A 17,102-nucleotide genomic window follows, 5' to 3' on the forward strand; every position below is an offset into this window, starting at 1 on the left:
TTATCAAAAAAGTATTATTTTGTGAGAATCGTGTTTGACATCATGTAACTGAGTTTGTTTTTGAATGTTACGGGGCGTATAGTGATGATAGGTCTCTGGTTATACTACCGCCAGGATTTTACATCCAAGATGTCAATCAGTTATGAGAATTAGGTAATGACGTTATAAACGTCTGCTCAACATAATAATAACCTAATATTGAATTTTTGTTTGCGCTTGTTTGCTGGCTTGTACGTATATCTCAGAGAGTTTAAATAAAAATAAATTGCTTCAATGGAGCTGAGTGGGCAAACCGTGAAAGTAAATAAGCCAAGACCTGTTAATCTCGACCTGCAAACCATACGCTTCCCGCTAACTGCGATAGCGTCAATCCTACACCGCGTTTCAGGCGTGATTACATTCGTATCCCTTGCCATCTTGCTATGGCTGCTAAACCTATCTTTATCTTCCCCTGAAGGATTCACTGCTGCTGCCAATATTACAGATGGCTTTTTTGTGAAATTTGTTCTGTGGGGCGTACTGACAGCATTGTTTTATCACATTGTGTTAGGTGTTCGTCACTTGTTGATGGATTTAGGTTATTTCGAAGAAATGGAAACAGGCATTGCAAGTGCCAAAGTGAGCTTTGCAATTGTCGCTGTACTAGCAGTATTTGCAGGAGGCTTAGTATGGTAACTAACGTATCTTCCGTCGGCCGTAATGGTATTCACGATTTTATATTGATCCGAGCTACAGCGATCATTCTTACCCTTTACACCGTATATATGGTCGGTTTCTTTGCGTTTGGTCCTGAGTTAACGTTTGAAACTTGGAGTGCATTTTTTAGCCAAATCAGTACCAAAGTTTTTACCATGTTAGCTTTAGTTTCGATCCTCGTGCATGCATGGATTGGGTTATGGCAAGTGCTAACAGACTATATTAAACCTGCTGTTTTAAGAGTGGGATTACAGTTTGTTGTCGTAGCGGTTCTTTTTGTCTACCTGTTTGCAGGTTTCTTTATTGTGTGGGGTGCGTAAGTGAGCATTGCAGTTCGTGAATTTGATGCCGTGGTTATCGGCGCTGGTGGTGCGGGTATGCGTGCCGCATTACAAATATCTGAGCAAGGTCTAAAGTGTGCTTTGTTATCAAAAGTGTTCCCTACGCGCTCACATACTGTATCTGCTCAAGGCGGTATTACTGTAGCACTAGGTAACTCACACCCAGATAACTGGCAATGGCATATGTATGACACTGTAAAAGGTTCTGATTACATCGGTGATCAAAATGCCATTGAATACATGTGTCAGAATGGTCCTAAGTCAGTTATTGAATTAGAAAAAATGGGGCTGCCGTTTTCGCGTTTTGATAACGGTACCATTTATCAACGCCCATTTGGTGGTCAGTCTAAAGAATTTGGTGGAGAGCAGGCTGCACGTACAGCGGCTGCTGCTGACCGAACTGGTCATGCCTTACTTCATACGCTTTATCAGCAAAACATTAAGCACCAAACAACGATTTTCTCTGAATGGTATGCGCTAGATTTAGTGAAAAACCAAGATGGTGCAATTTTAGGTTGTACAGCCCTGTGTATGGAAACAGGCGAGATTTGCTACTTTAAATCTAAAGCAACGATTCTTGCCACTGGTGGTGCAGGTCGTATTTACGCATCAACAACGAATGCACACATCAATACAGGTGATGGTGTTGGTATGGCACTTCGCGCAGGCGTACCAATGCAAGATATGGAAATGTGGCAGTTCCACCCAACAGGTATCGCTGGTGCCGGTGTACTGGTGACAGAAGGTTGTCGTGGTGAAGGTGGTTATCTTCTTAATAAAGATGGTGAACGCTTTATGGAGCGTTACGCGCCGAATGCGAAAGACTTAGCGGGTCGTGACGTGGTTGCACGTTCAATGATGGTTGAGATCCGCGAAGGACGTGGTTGTGATGGTCCGTGGGGCCCACATATTAAGCTTAAACTTGATCACCTTGGTAAAGATGTTCTGGAATCACGTCTACCGGGTATCTGTGAGCTTTCTCGTACCTTTGCTCATATTGATCCTGTGAAAGAACCAATCCCAGTTATTCCTACTTGTCACTACATGATGGGTGGGGTACCAACGCAGGTTTCAGGTCAAGCTCTCAAACAAAATGCATCTGGCGTTGATGAAGAAGTACAAGGTCTATTTGCCTGTGGTGAAATTGCTTCTGTATCGGTGCATGGTGCAAACCGTTTAGGTGGCAATTCACTGCTTGATTTAGTGGTATTTGGTCGTGCGACAGGTTTACATCTTGGTGAAACATTAGCGGCACAAGCAGAAGCTCGTCCTGCAACGGATTCTGATATTGAAGCATCGCTTGCGCGAGTTAACCGTTGGAATAGCACTCAGAAGGGTGAAGACCCAGTTCAAATTCGTAAAGATCTACAAACATGTATGCAAAACAACTTCTCGGTATTCCGTGAAGGTGATGCGATGGCGACAGGTTTGACAGAGCTGAAAGAAATTCGTGAGCGTCTGAAAACAGCACGCTTAGATGACACCTCTTCAGAATTTAATACTCAACGTATTGAATGTTTAGAGCTTGAAAACTTAATGGAAACAGCAATGGCAACGGCTGTCGCGGCTAATTACCGTACAGAAAGCCGTGGTGCCCATGCGCGTTTCGACTTCCCTGAGCGTGACGATGAAAATTGGTTATGTCACTCCATTTACAACCCTGAGACTGAATCTATGTCGAAGCGTGATGTAAATATGTCACCTGTTCATCGTGAAGCTTTCCCACCGAAAGCGCGTACATACTAAGGGGAGGTTATTAAGATGAAACTCAATTTCTCAATTTATCGCTATAACCCGGATGTGGACAATGCACCACATATGAAAGGTTATACGCTTGAAGTGCCAGAAGGCTCTGACATGATGGTGCTTGATGCACTTATCTTGTTAAAAGAGCAAGATCCAACATTAGCTTTCCGTCGCTCATGTCGAGAAGGGGTATGTGGCTCTGATGGTATCAACATGAATGGTAAAAACGGCCTCGCTTGTATTACGCCATTATCAGCTTTAACGGGAAGTAGCACGATTGTTATTCGCCCATTACCGGGCTTGCCTGTGATCCGTGATTTGATCATCGACATGGAGCAGTTCTACAGTAATTATGCGAAAGTGAAACCTTTCTTAATCGACGATGGTGCAGTGCCTCCTGCGCGTGAAAATCTTCAGGCACCTGAAGATCGTGCACATTTAGACGGCTTGTACGAATGTATTATGTGTGCATGTTGCTCAACATCTTGTCCATCATTCTGGTGGAATCCTGATAAATTTATTGGTCCTGCAGGGTTATTGGCAGCCTATCGTTGGTTAATTGATAGTCGTGATACTGCGACAGATGAACGATTATCAAATCTTGATGATGCATTTAGTGTTTTTCGTTGCCATGGCATAATGAACTGTGTAAATGTTTGTCCTAAAGGGCTAAATCCAACAAAAGCGATTGGTCACATTAAATCTATGCTGCTTAAACGCGCAGTCTAAAAATATAATATCGATATGCCGGTGATACTGACTCAATGATTGAGTATGGCAAGCCGGCCTTAAGGCCCGAATGATATAATCGGTGCAAATGGCGATAACTAGTGGTTAAGGGAAAATAATGCAGAACGGCGTTATGAAGGCATGGCTTGAGTCTTCACATTTAGCTGGCGCCAATGCGACTTACGTAGAAGATCTCTACGAGTTGTATCTTAGCGACCCAGAATTAGTTGACGAACAATGGCGTGATATTTTCGTTGAATTACCAGCCGTCAATGAGACAGCAGTAGAACAACCGCATTCACGTGTTCGTGATTACTTCCGACGTCTAGCGAAAGAAACCAACTTTTTAAGTGCTACCGTCAGTGATCCAGATGTAGATGCAAAACAAGTAAAGGTATTGCAACTTATTAATGCGTACCGTTTCCGTGGACATCAAAATGCAAGACTTGATCCGTTAGGTTTATGGCAGCGTGATTTAGTGCCGGATCTTGATCCTGCATTTCATAGTCTGACTGAAGAAGATTTTGATGAAACATTCAATGTAGGTTCATTCGCTGTTGGTCAAGAGACCATGAAGTTGTCTGAAATCTATGCTGCACTGAAACGCACATATTGTGGTTCGATTGGTGCAGAATACATGCATATTACTGATACAGAAGAAAAGCGTTGGATTCAGCAACGCCTTGAATCAGTAATGGGACATGGGTCTTTCTCGCAAGATGAACAACTGACTTTTCTTGATGAATTAACGGCCGCAGAGGGGCTTGAGCGTTATTTAGGCGCTAAGTTTCCAGGTGCGAAGCGTTTCTCATTAGAAGGTGGTGATGCACTGATCCCTATGATGAAAGAGCTTATTCGTCATGCGGGTTCACAAGGTGTACGTGAAGTTGTTATCGGTATGGCTCACCGTGGTCGTCTTAACATGTTAGTTAATGTGTTAGGTAAAAAGCCACAGGATCTATTTGATGAGTTTGCAGGTAAGCATGGCGAAAGCTGGGGTACTGGTGATGTTAAATATCACCAAGGTTTCTCTGCCGATTTCGCAACACCTGGCGGCGATGTTCACCTTGCTCTTGCCTTTAACCCATCTCACCTTGAAATTGTTAACCCAGTAGTTGTGGGCTCAGTTCGTGCTCGACAAGATCGCTTAGGTGACGAATCTGGTTCAAAAGTATTACCAATTACTATTCATGGTGACTCAGCGGTTGCGGGACAAGGCGTTGTTGCTGAAACCTTTAACATGTCACAAGCACGTGGTTACCGAGTAGGTGGTACGGTTCGTATTGTTGTGAATAACCAAGTTGGTTTTACTACATCGAATCCAAGTGATACTCGCTCTACAGAATACTGTACTGATATCGCTAAAATGGTACAGGCTCCAATCTTCCACGTGAATGCTGATGATCCTGAAGCTGTGGCTTTTGTGACACGTCTTGCGTTTGACTTCCGTAATGAGTTCAAGCGTGATGTGGTCATTGATTTGGTTTGTTACCGTCGTCATGGTCACAACGAAGCTGATGAGCCAAATGCGACTCAGCCGTTGATGTATCAGAAAATCAAAAAGCATCCTACACCACGTAAGATCTACGCAGACTTCTTAACTGATGCGGGCGTGTTTGGTTTAGATACAGCTACCAGCCTTGTGAACGAATACCGTGATGCGCTTGATCGCGGCGAGTGTGTGGTAAAAGAATGGCGTCCAATGAATCTGCATACGGTCGATTGGTCTCCATACTTAGGTCACGACTGGACCGTTGAATGGAACAGCAAATTCTCAGCAGAACGTCTTAAAGAGCTAGGCTCTCGTCTTTGCCAATATCCTGAAAGCCATAAATTACAAAGCCGTGTGCAAAAGCTATATAACGATCGCTTAGCCATGATTGCGGGTGATAAACCGTTTGATTGGGGTATGGCTGAAACGTTAGCGTACGCAACACTGGTTGATGAAGGTAGCCGTATTCGTATTACGGGGCAGGATTCTGGTCGTGGTACTTTCTTCCACCGTCACTCAGTGCTTCATAATCAAGATGATGCCAGTACTTATGTACCTCTTGCTCATATTCATAATGGTCAAGGTCCATTCCAAGTGTTCGATTCCGTACTATCAGAAGAAGCGGTATTGGCATTTGAATATGGTTATGCAACGGCAGAGCCAGGTGGTTTAACCATTTGGGAAGCGCAATTTGGTGATTTTGCCAACGGTGCTCAAGTTGTGATTGATCAGTTCATCAGTTCTGGTGAGCAAAAATGGGGCCGTATGTGTGGTTTAACCATGCTGTTACCTCATGGCTATGAAGGTCAAGGCCCTGAGCACTCATCGGCACGTTTAGAGCGTTACCTACAATTGTGTGCTGAGCAAAATATGCAAGTAGTTGTGCCATCAACGCCAGCTCAGGTTTACCACATGATCCGTCGTCAGGTGGTTCGCCCGATGCGTCGTCCATTGATTGTGATGTCACCAAAGTCACTGCTTCGTCATCCGTTATGTACGTCGACATTGGATGAACTCGCTAACGGTACTTTCTTACCTGCGATTGGCGAAGTTGATGACTTGATCCCAAGTAAAGTTAAACGTGTTGTGTTCTGTTCAGGTAAAGTTTATTACGATTTACTTGAGCAACGTCGAAAAGACGAGCAAGACGATGTGGCTATTGTTCGTATTGAGCAGTTGTACCCATTCCCGAAAGAAGACGTTGAAGCTGCTATTGCTGAGTATCAACACGTGACTGATTTTGTATGGTGTCAAGAAGAGCCTCAAAACCAAGGTGCGTGGTATTCAAGCCAACATAATTTCTATTCAGCATTGCCAGCAGGCGCGCGTTTAAGTTATGCAGGTCGCCCAGCATCAGCCTCACCGGCGGTAGGTTACATGTCGGTGCACTTGAAACAACAAAAAGCACTTGTCGAAGATGCTTTAACTATTGCTCCAAAAGAGCAAAATAATAATTAGAACTGGAACAAAAAGGACAAAACCGATATGACAATCGAAATTCTGGTTCCCGACCTCCCGGAATCTGTTGCTGACGCAACCGTTGCCACTTGGCACAAACAACCTGGCGATGCCGTATCTCGTGATGAGGTACTGGTTGATATCGAAACGGATAAAGTAGTATTAGAAGTTCCAGCTCCTGAAGATGGTATTTTAGAAGCTATCTTTGAAGATGAAGGTACAACAGTTCTTACTAAGCAGTTGATTGGTAAGATTAAAGCCGGTGCTGTTGCCGGTGAGCCTACGCAAGATGTCCCAACTGAAGCAGAAGCATCACCAAATAAACGAAATACAGCATCGCTAACTGAAGAAACAAGTGAAGCACTAAGCCCTGCTGTTCGTCGTCTTTTAGGTGAACACGGCATTGAAGCAAGTGCGGTGAAAGGTTCAGGTGTTGGCGGACGTATTACGCGTGAAGATGTTGAAGCGTACTTGAAAACAAAATCAGCACCAGAGCCAGTACAAGCACCAGCAGTTGAAGCACCATTAGCGCATCGTAGCGAAAAACGTGTGCCTATGACACGTCTACGTAAGCGTGTAGCTGAGCGTCTACTTGAAGCGAAAAACAGTACAGCGATGCTGACCACGTTTAACGAAGTGAACATGAAGCCAATCATGGATCTGCGTAAGCAATACAAAGATATCTTCGAAGAGCGTCATGGTATTCGTCTTGGCTTTATGTCTTTCTACGTGAAAGCTGTGGTTGAAGCGCTGAAACGTTACCCTGAAGTGAATGCATCTATTGATGGTGACGACATTGTTTACCACAACTTCTTCGATGTCAGCATTGCTGTCTCAACACCACGTGGCTTGGTAACTCCTGTGCTTCGTGATTGTGATAAGTTGAGCTTAGCTGAAATTGAGAAAGGTATTCGAGATCTTGCCATTAAAGGTCGTGATGGAAAGCTAACGGTTGATGATTTAACGGGTGGTAACTTTACTATCACTAATGGTGGTGTATTTGGTTCACTGATGTCGACACCAATTATTAACCCACCACAATCAGCAATTCTAGGTATGCATAAGATCCAAGACCGTCCAATGGCGGTTAATGGTCAAGTTGAAATATTACCTATGATGTACCTTGCATTGTCTTACGATCACCGTTTGGTTGATGGTCGTGAATCTGTGGGCTACTTGGTAACGATTAAAGAGTTGCTTGAAGATCCTACACGTCTACTACTAGACGTATAATTTGGCATATAGAGGCTGAATAAATGCTCATTATTCAGCCTATTACTGACTTTTGGTCTAAAATTGCCAAACATAATGACGAAGAGGTTCCCAAGAGTGCCTCGTATGGATATAACAAGTCCCAAAGGGATAATAAAACGGATAGAACATCATGAATTTGCACGAATATCAGGCAAAACAGCTATTCGCTGAATATGGTTTACCGGTACCAGAAGGTTACGCATGTGATACGCCTCAGCAAGCTGCTGAAGCTGCCGGTAAAATTGGCGGTACTAAGTGGGTGGTGAAATGTCAGGTTCACGCTGGTGGTCGCGGTAAAGCGGGCGGTGTGGAATTACATGAGACCAAAGATGGCATTAAGCAATTTGCACAAAACTGGTTAGGTAAGAACCTTGTGACTTACCAAACAGATGCAAATGGTCAACCAGTCACTAAAATTCTTGTTGAAGAAGCATCAAATATTGCCAATGAATTGTACTTAGGTGCAGTTGTTGATCGCGGCTCTCGACGTATTGTTTTCATGGCATCGACTGAAGGTGGTATGGAAATTGAGAAAGTTGCCGAAGAAACCCCTGAATTAATTCATAAAGCAGCTATCGATCCATTGGTTGGTCCTCAACCATATCAAGGTCGTGAGCTTGCATTCAAACTTGGTCTTAAAGGCGACCAAATCAAGCAATTTACTAAGATCTTTATGGGCTTAGGTAAAATGTTTGCTGATTACGATTTAGCACTGCTTGAAATCAACCCACTAGTTATTACAGGTGATAACAACCTTCTGTGTCTAGACGGCAAAATTAACATCGATTCAAATGCGATGTACCGTCAGCCAAAACTGCGTGAAATGCACGATCCGTCACAAGAAGATGAGCGTGAAGCGCATGCCGCACAGTGGGAGCTTAACTATGTTGCACTAGACGGAAACATTGGCTGTATGGTTAATGGTGCTGGTCTTGCAATGGGTACAATGGATATTGTTAACCTACACGGTGGTCAGCCTGCAAACTTCCTTGATGTAGGTGGCGGTGCAACCAAAGAGCGTGTAACTGAAGCGTTCAAAATTATCCTTTCTGATAGCAACGTGAAAGCCGTTTTAGTAAATATCTTCGGTGGTATTGTACGTTGTGATCTTATTGCAGATGGCATTATCGGTGCGATTGCGGAAGTTGGCGTGAAAGTGCCTGTTGTTGTTCGCCTTGAAGGTAACAATGCAGAAGTAGGCGCGGCTAAGCTTGCAGATAGTGGTCTTAATATTATTGCTGCGACTTCGCTAACAGAAGCAGCGGAAAAAGTAGTTGCTGCAGCGGAGGGTAAATAATGTCAGTTTTAATTAATAAAGATACCAAAGTGATTTGTCAGGGTTTCACTGGTGGTCAAGGTACTTTCCACTCCGAGCAGGCAATTGCTTACGGTACTCAAATGGTAGGCGGTGTATCTCCGGGGAAAGGTGGTACAACACACCTAGGTCTTCCTGTATTTAATACGGTACGTGAAGCGGTTGAAGCAACGGGAGCTACAGCTACCGTTATTTATGTACCTGCGCCATTCTGTAAAGATGCAATCTTAGAAGCGATTGATGCAGGTATCGAGCTTATTGTCACCATTACAGAAGGTATTCCAACGCTGGATATGCTGGATGTGAAAGTGCGTCTTGATGAAGCTGGCGTTCGTATGATCGGTCCTAACTGTCCGGGTGTTATCACACCTGATGAGTGTAAGATCGGTATCATGCCTGGTCATATTCACAAAGCGGGTAAAGTCGGTATCGTATCGCGTTCAGGTACATTGACTTACGAAGCGGTTAAGCAAACCACTGACGAAGGCTTTGGTCAGTCAACGTGTGTTGGTATCGGTGGCGATCCAATTCCGGGTTCTAACTTTATCGATATTCTTGAGATGTTTGAAAAAGATCCAGCGACAGAAGCAATCGTAATGATTGGTGAAATCGGTGGTACAGCTGAAGAAGAAGCGGCAGCTTACATTAAAGAGAACGTGACGAAACCTGTTGTTTCTTACATTGCAGGTGTTACAGCGCCTCCTGGTAAGCGCATGGGTCACGCAGGTGCAATTATTTCTGGCGGTAAAGGTACGGCTGAAGATAAGTTTGCAGCACTTGAAGAAGCGGGCGTTAAAACAGTGAAAAGCTTAGCAGATATCGGTAAAGCGTTACGTGAAGTAACAAACTGGTAAGTTAGCTAGAAAATAAAAACCGCTCATTTGAGCGGTTTTTTTATGTCTATAAAAGCGTTGTTAGTTTAACGCTCAGCACGTTTTAACTGGCTTAACATGAACATTGCAGCAGCAGAGACAACCACAGAAGGGCCTGCTGGAGTATCGTAATGCCATGACATTGCAAGGCCTAAGCATACTGCAATCGCACCGAGTACAGAGGCAAGTACTGCCATTGATTCAGGGCTACGTGCAAAACGACGAGCAGTCGCTGCTGGGATGATCAGTAATGACGTGATGATCAAGGCACCAACAAATTTCATCGCAACAGCGATAACCATACCCACCATTAACATCAAGATTAAACGCATTAAATCAACATTAACGCCTTCAACTTGTGCCATTTCTTCACTGATAGTCATCGATAGTAATGGGCGCCATAGGAAAATAAGTAGTCCTAGCACAACGGCGCCACCGCAATAAATCCAAAGAATATCGGTGGTTGTTACAGCCAGTAAGTCGCCAAATAAGTACGCCATTAAATCAATGCGTACATTATCTAAAAAGCTAACAGCCACTAAGCCGAGTGAAAGGGCGCTATGGGCTAGAATACCTAGCAAAGTATCCGTGGCGACATAACGCTGTTTTTGCAGTGTCACTAAGATAACAGCAAGTACTAAACAGCAGATCACTAAGGCTAAGTTTAGGTTGATATTAAATAAGAAACCTAATGCGATACCTAGTAATGAAGCATGCGATAGGGTATCACCAAAATAGGCCATTTTGCGCCATACAACGAATGAGCCTAATGGACCTGCTAAAATAGCAATACCAATACCAGCAATAAGGGCAGGCAGAAGAAACTCAATCATGCTTTTGTATCCTGATGGTTGTTACAGCAGCCTTGAGGTTTGCCTGAGGCATCGTGCTTGTGGTTATGTTGGTGTTCATAAAGAGCTAATTGTTCAGTCGAGGTATGACCGAATAACGCAATATATTTTGGATGGTTTGTTACGCTTAATGGGCTACCTGAACAACAGATGTGATGTTGCAGACAAATTACTTTATCTGTTTTTGCCATCACAAGGTGCAGATCGTGAGAAACCATTAAAATTGCACAGTTAAGCATATCGCGTAATTGTTGAATTAAACGGTAAAGCTCAAGTTGACCTGTTACATCAACACCTTGAACAGGTTCATCAAGTACTAATAAATCAGGTTTTTGTAGTAGTGCACGTGCAAGTAGGACACGTTGCATTTCACCACCAGATAAACCGTGCATATCGCTATTTAGCAAGCGACTACCGTTTACCATTTCAAGGGCTTCAATACGCTGCTCTTTACTATAACGTCCAGCTAAACGCATGAAACGATCAACAGACAATGGCAGCGTATCATTTAAACGTAGCTTTTGAGGTACGTAGCCAATACGGATCCCTTTTTTACGAACCACTTTTCCTTTTGTTGGTTTGCTAAGACCCGTAATAACTTTTACAAGGGTGGATTTACCTGCGCCATTTGGGCCAATTAAGGTAGTAATTTCACCACGTTCCAATTTAAGCGAAATGTTATCTAAAACATCACGTTCACCAAATGAAACAGTGACTGATTGTAGTTCGACTAGGGTTGTCATAAAGGGAGCTGTCTTAAATAGGCTTTGCAAAAGGTGTAATGTTATAATATAACATTACCTGATTTGTTATATTGTAACATTTTAGGATTTATTAGGGAATATACCGTTTTAGCACAAAAGAAGGCTAACGGCATAATTGTGCACTCATTATTACTAGGATAAAACATGCAGCGTATTACATCATTAGCTTGTGCAGCAGCATTAATGCTATCAAGTTCAGCTATGGCAAAAGAATTCAATGTAGTTACCACCATAAAGCCACTTAATTTGATTGTAAGTGAGTTAGTTCAAGGTGCTGCAACCAGTGAGGCGATTTTGCCACCTGGTGTTTCTCCACATGATTATGCGTTGCGTCCGTCTGATGTGAAAAAATTGAATAATGCAGATCTTGTGATTTGGGTCGGGCCACAGTTAGAAACCTTCTTAACCAAACTTATGGCGGATAATCCAAATAGTTTTGCATTAACTCAGCAAGCTGGCATTCATTTCTTAAATTATGCTAGCGAAGAGAAAGATGAAGCTCATCATGGCGACCATGACCATGGCACTCATGAGGGACATGATGAACATGCAGGACATCATCATAACCATTCAGGTCTAAATCCACACTTCTGGATGGGGCCAAAACAGACAATTGAAGCTGCAAATGTGATCACAGAGGCACTGATTAAACATGATCCATTGCATAAAAAGGTATATCTCGCTAACCTTTCAACGTTTACCTCAGAAGTTAACCAGGCCGTAAATGAGCTGAATACGGAATTAAAGCCACTTTCAGATAAAGGTTATTATGTTTTTCATGATGGCTATGGTTATTTTGAACACCAATTTGGTTTGAATAACCTTGGACATTTCACGGTTGAACCTGACCGTCGACCTGGCGCAAAAACCTTAATTACAATCCGTAAATCGTTACAGGATAAGCAAGCCTACTGTGTGTTTAGTGAGCCACAATTCTCACCAGCAGTAGTCGATAGTGTTACTGAAGGGACTGGGGTAAAAATAGGGACTCTTGACCCAATGGCTACCAATGTCAAAGAGGGCAAGGGAGGATACGTCCGATTTATTAAGGAACTCGGACAAAGTTTTGCCAAGTGTTTAAAGTAGATAATGAAATTATATAAAGCGGTAGCAACTTCGATTAAAGGGTTACCGCGTCAGCACAAAATTGCGTTAGTTTCCACTTCTGTGCTTATGATGGCTGCCATAATGTGGCAGCCAGCTAAGCAATCAGTTACTTTTTCAACATCAACACCTAAGCGTGTTGATGTTGAATTACCTGCTAAATTGGATTTGCTATCTGAGCAAGATAGCGAACCATTAGGTGTTTCTCTCGATCAGAACGATCCTGAATTCCAAGCCCCTAAAGATGAAATTGAGCAACAGCTTGTAGAAGCAAAAGCGGAGGTTGAGCATAAACACCGTGTTGCTTCTGGTGAAACGCTTGGGATCATCTTCTCTCAATATGGTTTACCTATTTCTGATATGTACCGCCTCATTGATGCGAATAAATCCGTTCAGCATCTACGTGTTGGGCAAACATTGGAATGGGAAGTCGATGATGACGGTAAGTTAACCGAACTTAAAATTATTCGAAGTAAGAAAGAAACCGATACTTTTACTTTGTCGAAGAAAGGCTACGTGTATAAAGAAATCATCCAAAAGGGTGATATTAAGCCTGTCATGTTAACAGGTCGTGTCGATGGTAGCTTTTATAATTCAGCTCGTGCCGCTGGATTGACGCCGACTCAAATTCAAACCTTGGTTAAGGCGCTGCAATGGAAATTTAACCTTGGCCGAGAAGCCCATAAAGGCGATCGCTTTGCTGTTGGACTTGATCGTGAGTTCATTGATGGTAAAGCTGTGAGCAAAGGGGAAGTCAATGCGTTTTATTACAAGTCAGGCAATGGCAAAAATAACTTTTTTATCGTTCGTGGCGATGACGATCAATTCTATGATGATGATGCACACAGTTTAAACCGCTCATTCCGTCGTATTCCAACGGCGAAGCGCTACCGTATTAGTTCATCATTTAACCCTAACCGTTTACACCCAATTACGGGGCGTCGTTCACCACACAATGGTACGGACTTTGCGGTACCTGTTGGTACAACAGTATTGGCTGCAGGTGATGGTGTGGTTGTGAAGTCGCGTTATCACCCATTAGCGGGTAACTATATTGTGGTGAAACACGGTCGTGAATATATGACACGATACCTTCACCTTAGTAAGCGTGAAGTGAAAGTCGGCGATAAAGTGAAAATGGGTCAACGTATTGCTAAAAGTGGTAATACAGGCCGTTCAACAGGCCCTCACTTACACTACGAATTACTAAAAAATGGTCGTCCGGTAAATGCGATGAAAGTACCATTGCCGCAGGCCGATCCTTTATACGGTAAAGAGCGAAGCAACTTCATGAAGCAAGTTAGCTTCTATAAGAAGAAATTTAAAGATGTCATGGCGAGCTAATGACTATGATTAATAAAAAGCGCACTTAGGTGCGCTTTTTTTGTGTGGCTTTTTCACCATGATGGAAAGTAAGTATGAAAACCAGAGACAGATAGCTTGTCTGCGTTTTGAAAGTAAAATATTAAAAGGGTATTAAGGCTTATTTGTTTATATCTTGACTGTATTTAATTCTGGTTGGTGGATGTTTTTTGCTCTAAAGAGATAAAAAAATAATTTTTTTGATTTAAGACAAGACAGAAATTATATCAAGCGGTAAACTCTCTAATCACAAATGCTAATAATTCGTATTAAGGTGGCGATTTACTATGAAGCTGTCAGAGATGTCATGCGGAAACTGCGGGACGGTCATTAATATGTCTGCGTTACCAGCAGCAACACGAAAAAAATTAATGGTTATGGGATTACTTCCTCGTACCGAGATCACCGTCGTTCGTTTGGCTCCTTTAGGCGATCCACTTCAAGTACGCGTTCGTGGTGTTGATATCGCTTTACGTAAGCAAATTGCAGAAAATATCGAGGTTGAGGCGCTGTAATGCAATACAATATTCTGACTGTTGGTAACCCGAACAGTGGTAAAACGACTCTATTTAATGGTTTAACAGGTGCCAAACAGCAAGTCGGTAACTGGGCTGGTGTGACAGTTGAGAAGAAAACAGGTCGCTACCAACATAACGGTGATGATTTCTCCCTGACCGATCTTCCTGGTATCTATAACCTTGATAGTGCAAATGATGCTAACAGTCTTGATGAAGCCATTGCATCGCGTGCGATTTTAACCACACCTGCAGATGTAATTATTAACGTTGTTGATGCATCGAGCCTAGAGCGTAGCTTATACATGACTCTACAGCTACGTGAGTTAGGCCGTCCAATGGTTGTCGTGCTTAATAAAATGGACGTGCTTAAACGCCAGCACCAAGTGTTAGACATTAAGGCACTTGAAAAAGCGCTGGGTTGTCCTGTTTTAGCATTATCAGCTAATAACATGGAGCGTATTGCTGAGTTTAAAACTAAGCTGCATAAAATGTTAACGCAAGGTGTTGTGGTTAACGAGTTTGAGCTCGATTATGGTCAAGATTTTGAGCAAGTCGTGAGTCAATTAGCACCGTTATTTAAACATAACGATAAGCTAAACGCTCGTGCGCAAGGTATTCGTGTATTAGAAAACGATACTTTAGTGATCAATACACTATCTGATGAAGATAAAGCAACGGCATGTGGTTTACGTGCAGATTTATTGAATACGGTTGATCCTGATATTCAAGTAGCGGATGTGCGTTACACTTTCTTGCATCAGTTATGTCAAAAAGTGCGTCGTCAAGAAGGCCGTTTAAGTAATAGCCTGACAGATAAAATCGACCGTGTATTACTGAACCGCTTTGTTGGTATCCCATTTTTCTTCTTAGTAATGTACGTGATGTTTATGTTTGCGATAAACATCGGTAGTGCATTTATCGATTTCTTTGATATCAGCTTTGGGGCGCTATTAGTTGATGGTGGTCACCATCTATTAGATGATCACTTGCCGGTATGGCTAGTAACGATCATTGCCAATGGTATCGGTGGTGGTATCCAAACTGTTGCAACCTTCATTCCTGTTATTGCATGTTTGTACCTGTTCCTTGCGGTATTAGAGAGTTCAGGTTACATGGCGCGTGCTGCATTTGTTCTTGATAAAGTGATGCAGAAAGTAGGTTTACCGGGTAAAGCATTTGTTCCCCTAGTGCTTGGCTTTGGTTGTAACGTACCTGCAATCATGGCAACACGTACCCTAGAGCAGGAGCGTGAGCGTAAACTTGCGGCGGCAATGGCACCGTTTATGTCATGTGGTGCACGTTTACCGGTATATGCACTATTTGCAGCAGCATTCTTCCCTGAAAATGGTCAGAACGTGGTATTTGCACTTTACCTATTAGGTATTGTTGCGGCTGTACTTACTGGTCTTATTCTACGTTCAACCCTTTACCCTGGCTCTAGCGATAGCTTTATCATGGAAATGCCAAACTACGAATTACCAACTATTCGTAATGTTGTGATCAAAACGTGGCAAAAGCTAAAGCGCTTTGTATTTGGTGCTGGTAAAACCATTGTTGTTGTTGTAGCGGTATTAAGTTTCTTTAACTCATTAGGTACTGATGGTTCATTCGGTAACGAAGATACGTCTAACTCTGTGCTATCTAAAGCGTCACAAGTAGTCACGCCTGTGCTTGAGCCTATTGGTGTCAAAGCAGATAACTGGCCAGCAACAGTCGGTATCATTACGGGTATTTTCGCAAAAGAAGCCGTTGTAGGTACGCTAAACAGCTTATACGCACCAGCAACAGATGATAGCAATGAAGAATACAACCTTGTTGCTAGCTTAAAAGAAGCGGTTGAATCAGTTGGTGATAACCTAGCAGCATTAAGCTTTAGCGATCCACTGGGTATCGAAGTTGGTGATTTAGAAGATAAACAAGCGGTTGCTGAAGAGCAGGGTGTTAACGAATCTGTCTACGGTAACATTCAAGCGCACTTCGTAAGTGGTGCAGCAGCAATGGCATACTTGATTTTCATTCTGCTTTACACGCCATGTGCAGCGGCAATGGGTGCTTATGTTCGTGAGTTTGGTCAGAAGTTTGCTCTGTTTATTGCAGGTTGGACAATGCTAATGGCTTACTCATTTGCCACTTGGTTCTACCAAATTGCTCACTTTGTTGATCATCCTGCAACGAGTGCATTTTGGATTGGCTTCTTCATCTTGATTAATGGCGGTATCTTCTTGTTATTGAAACGAGAAGGGAAAAAGCAAACTAACCTTGAAGGCTTGTTAGTAGAATGATCTTACAGCAGCTAAAACAATATATTGAACAACATGGACGTGTGAGTCGTAAGCAGCTTTCGCAACACTTCGGAATGTCAGAAGACGGGGTTGAAGCTATGCTTGATGTTTGGATCCGCAAAGGTTCTGTTGGACGAGAATTGGTTGGCTGCGATAGCACAGATTGTTGTCAACCCGCCAAAGAGGTTTGGTATCGTTGTCTTGCTGATAACGAGCTTTCAATCACGGTGATGCGATAATCACATCATGAAGTAAAATAAAGGCAGCTTATTATGAGCTGCCTTTTTGTTTATCTATGCTGTTATACCCAAGCCACTT

15 protein-coding genes are annotated in these 17,102 nt (G+C 42.9%); 13 read left to right on the top strand and 2 right to left on the bottom strand.

Annotated elements, in window-relative coordinates; all coding sequences use genetic code 11:
• Positions 1–273: 273 nt before the first annotated feature.
• The 8 genes from sdhC (at position 274) to sucD (ending at position 9,885) form a co-directional block, all read left to right on the top strand.
• A complete protein-coding gene (gene sdhC, locus Q7657_RS13795) occupies positions 274–675 on the top strand; it encodes a succinate dehydrogenase cytochrome b556 subunit (protein ID WP_053988456.1) in 402 nt (133 codons plus the stop codon).
• Positions 669–1,016 (top strand): succinate dehydrogenase, hydrophobic membrane anchor protein, encoded by a 348-nt coding sequence (gene sdhD / locus Q7657_RS13800; protein WP_053988455.1) that lies wholly within the window; start codon positions 669–671, stop codon positions 1,014–1,016. Before sdhC ends, sdhD begins: the two co-directional genes overlap by 7 nt.
• Positions 1,017–2,783, top strand: a complete 1,767-nt coding sequence (gene sdhA / locus Q7657_RS13805) for a succinate dehydrogenase flavoprotein subunit (protein ID WP_107164953.1) — start codon at positions 1,017–1,019, stop codon at positions 2,781–2,783.
• Between the two features lie 15 nt (positions 2,784–2,798).
• Positions 2,799–3,512: a succinate dehydrogenase iron-sulfur subunit gene (locus tag Q7657_RS13810; protein WP_008986547.1), complete on the top strand. Its 714-nt coding sequence runs from the start codon at positions 2,799–2,801 to the stop codon at positions 3,510–3,512.
• Positions 3,513–3,630: 118 nt separating this feature from the next.
• Positions 3,631–6,462: a 2-oxoglutarate dehydrogenase E1 component gene (sucA, locus tag Q7657_RS13815; RefSeq protein WP_107164954.1), complete on the top strand. Its 2,832-nt coding sequence runs from the start codon at positions 3,631–3,633 to the stop codon at positions 6,460–6,462.
• Positions 6,463–6,489: 27 nt separating this feature from the next.
• Positions 6,490–7,695: a 2-oxoglutarate dehydrogenase complex dihydrolipoyllysine-residue succinyltransferase gene (odhB, locus tag Q7657_RS13820; RefSeq protein WP_053988452.1), complete on the top strand. Its 1,206-nt coding sequence runs from the start codon at positions 6,490–6,492 to the stop codon at positions 7,693–7,695.
• 151 nt (positions 7,696–7,846) lie between these two features.
• Positions 7,847–9,013 carry an ADP-forming succinate--CoA ligase subunit beta gene (sucC, locus tag Q7657_RS13825; protein WP_053988451.1) on the top strand — a complete coding sequence of 389 codons (1,167 nt, stop codon included), beginning with the start codon at positions 7,847–7,849 and terminating at the stop codon, positions 9,011–9,013.
• The gene (gene sucD, locus Q7657_RS13830; RefSeq protein WP_053988450.1) at positions 9,013–9,885 is read left to right on the top strand and encodes a succinate--CoA ligase subunit alpha; all 873 of its coding nucleotides are present in this window, start codon (positions 9,013–9,015) and stop codon (positions 9,883–9,885) included. Before sucC ends, sucD begins: the two co-directional genes overlap by 1 nt.
• Positions 9,886–9,950: 65 nt before the next feature.
• On the opposite strand, the gene znuB is transcribed toward sucD, so the two are convergent.
• Positions 9,951–10,736, bottom strand: coding sequence for a zinc ABC transporter permease subunit ZnuB (znuB, locus tag Q7657_RS13835; RefSeq protein ID WP_053988449.1), 786 nt, complete (start codon positions 10,734–10,736; stop codon positions 9,951–9,953).
• Entirely contained in the window at positions 10,733–11,497 is a 765-nt protein-coding gene (znuC, locus tag Q7657_RS13840; RefSeq protein WP_107164955.1) for a zinc ABC transporter ATP-binding protein ZnuC, read from the bottom strand. The genes znuB and znuC overlap by 4 nt, the downstream gene beginning before the upstream one ends.
• 165 nt (positions 11,498–11,662) lie before the next feature.
• Here znuC and znuA point away from each other — a divergent pair, with 165 nt between their 5' ends.
• From znuA to Q7657_RS13865, 5 genes are all read left to right on the top strand, one after another.
• Positions 11,663–12,604 (top strand): zinc ABC transporter substrate-binding protein ZnuA, encoded by a 942-nt coding sequence (gene znuA, locus Q7657_RS13845; protein ID WP_107164956.1) that lies wholly within the window; start codon positions 11,663–11,665, stop codon positions 12,602–12,604.
• Positions 12,605–12,607: 3 nt separating this feature from the next.
• Positions 12,608–13,966: a murein DD-endopeptidase MepM gene (gene mepM / locus Q7657_RS13850; protein WP_107164957.1), complete on the top strand. Its 1,359-nt coding sequence runs from the start codon at positions 12,608–12,610 to the stop codon at positions 13,964–13,966.
• A gap of 305 nt (positions 13,967–14,271) precedes the next feature.
• On the top strand, positions 14,272–14,499 hold the full coding sequence (locus tag Q7657_RS13855; RefSeq protein ID WP_042116797.1) for a FeoA family protein: 228 nt from the start codon (positions 14,272–14,274) through the stop codon (positions 14,497–14,499).
• Positions 14,499–16,784, top strand: coding sequence for a Fe(2+) transporter permease subunit FeoB (feoB, locus tag Q7657_RS13860; protein ID WP_107164958.1), 2,286 nt, complete (start codon positions 14,499–14,501; stop codon positions 16,782–16,784). Before Q7657_RS13855 ends, feoB begins: the two co-directional genes overlap by 1 nt.
• Entirely contained in the window at positions 16,781–17,023 is a 243-nt protein-coding gene (locus Q7657_RS13865; protein ID WP_107164959.1) for a FeoC-like transcriptional regulator, read from the top strand. Before feoB ends, Q7657_RS13865 begins: the two co-directional genes overlap by 4 nt.
• Positions 17,024–17,102: the final 79 nt, after the last annotated feature.

This window comes from Candidatus Photobacterium acropomis (genome assembly GCF_030685555.1).
In the GTDB taxonomy this organism is placed as follows: domain Bacteria; phylum Pseudomonadota; class Gammaproteobacteria; order Enterobacterales; family Vibrionaceae; genus Photobacterium; species Photobacterium lucens.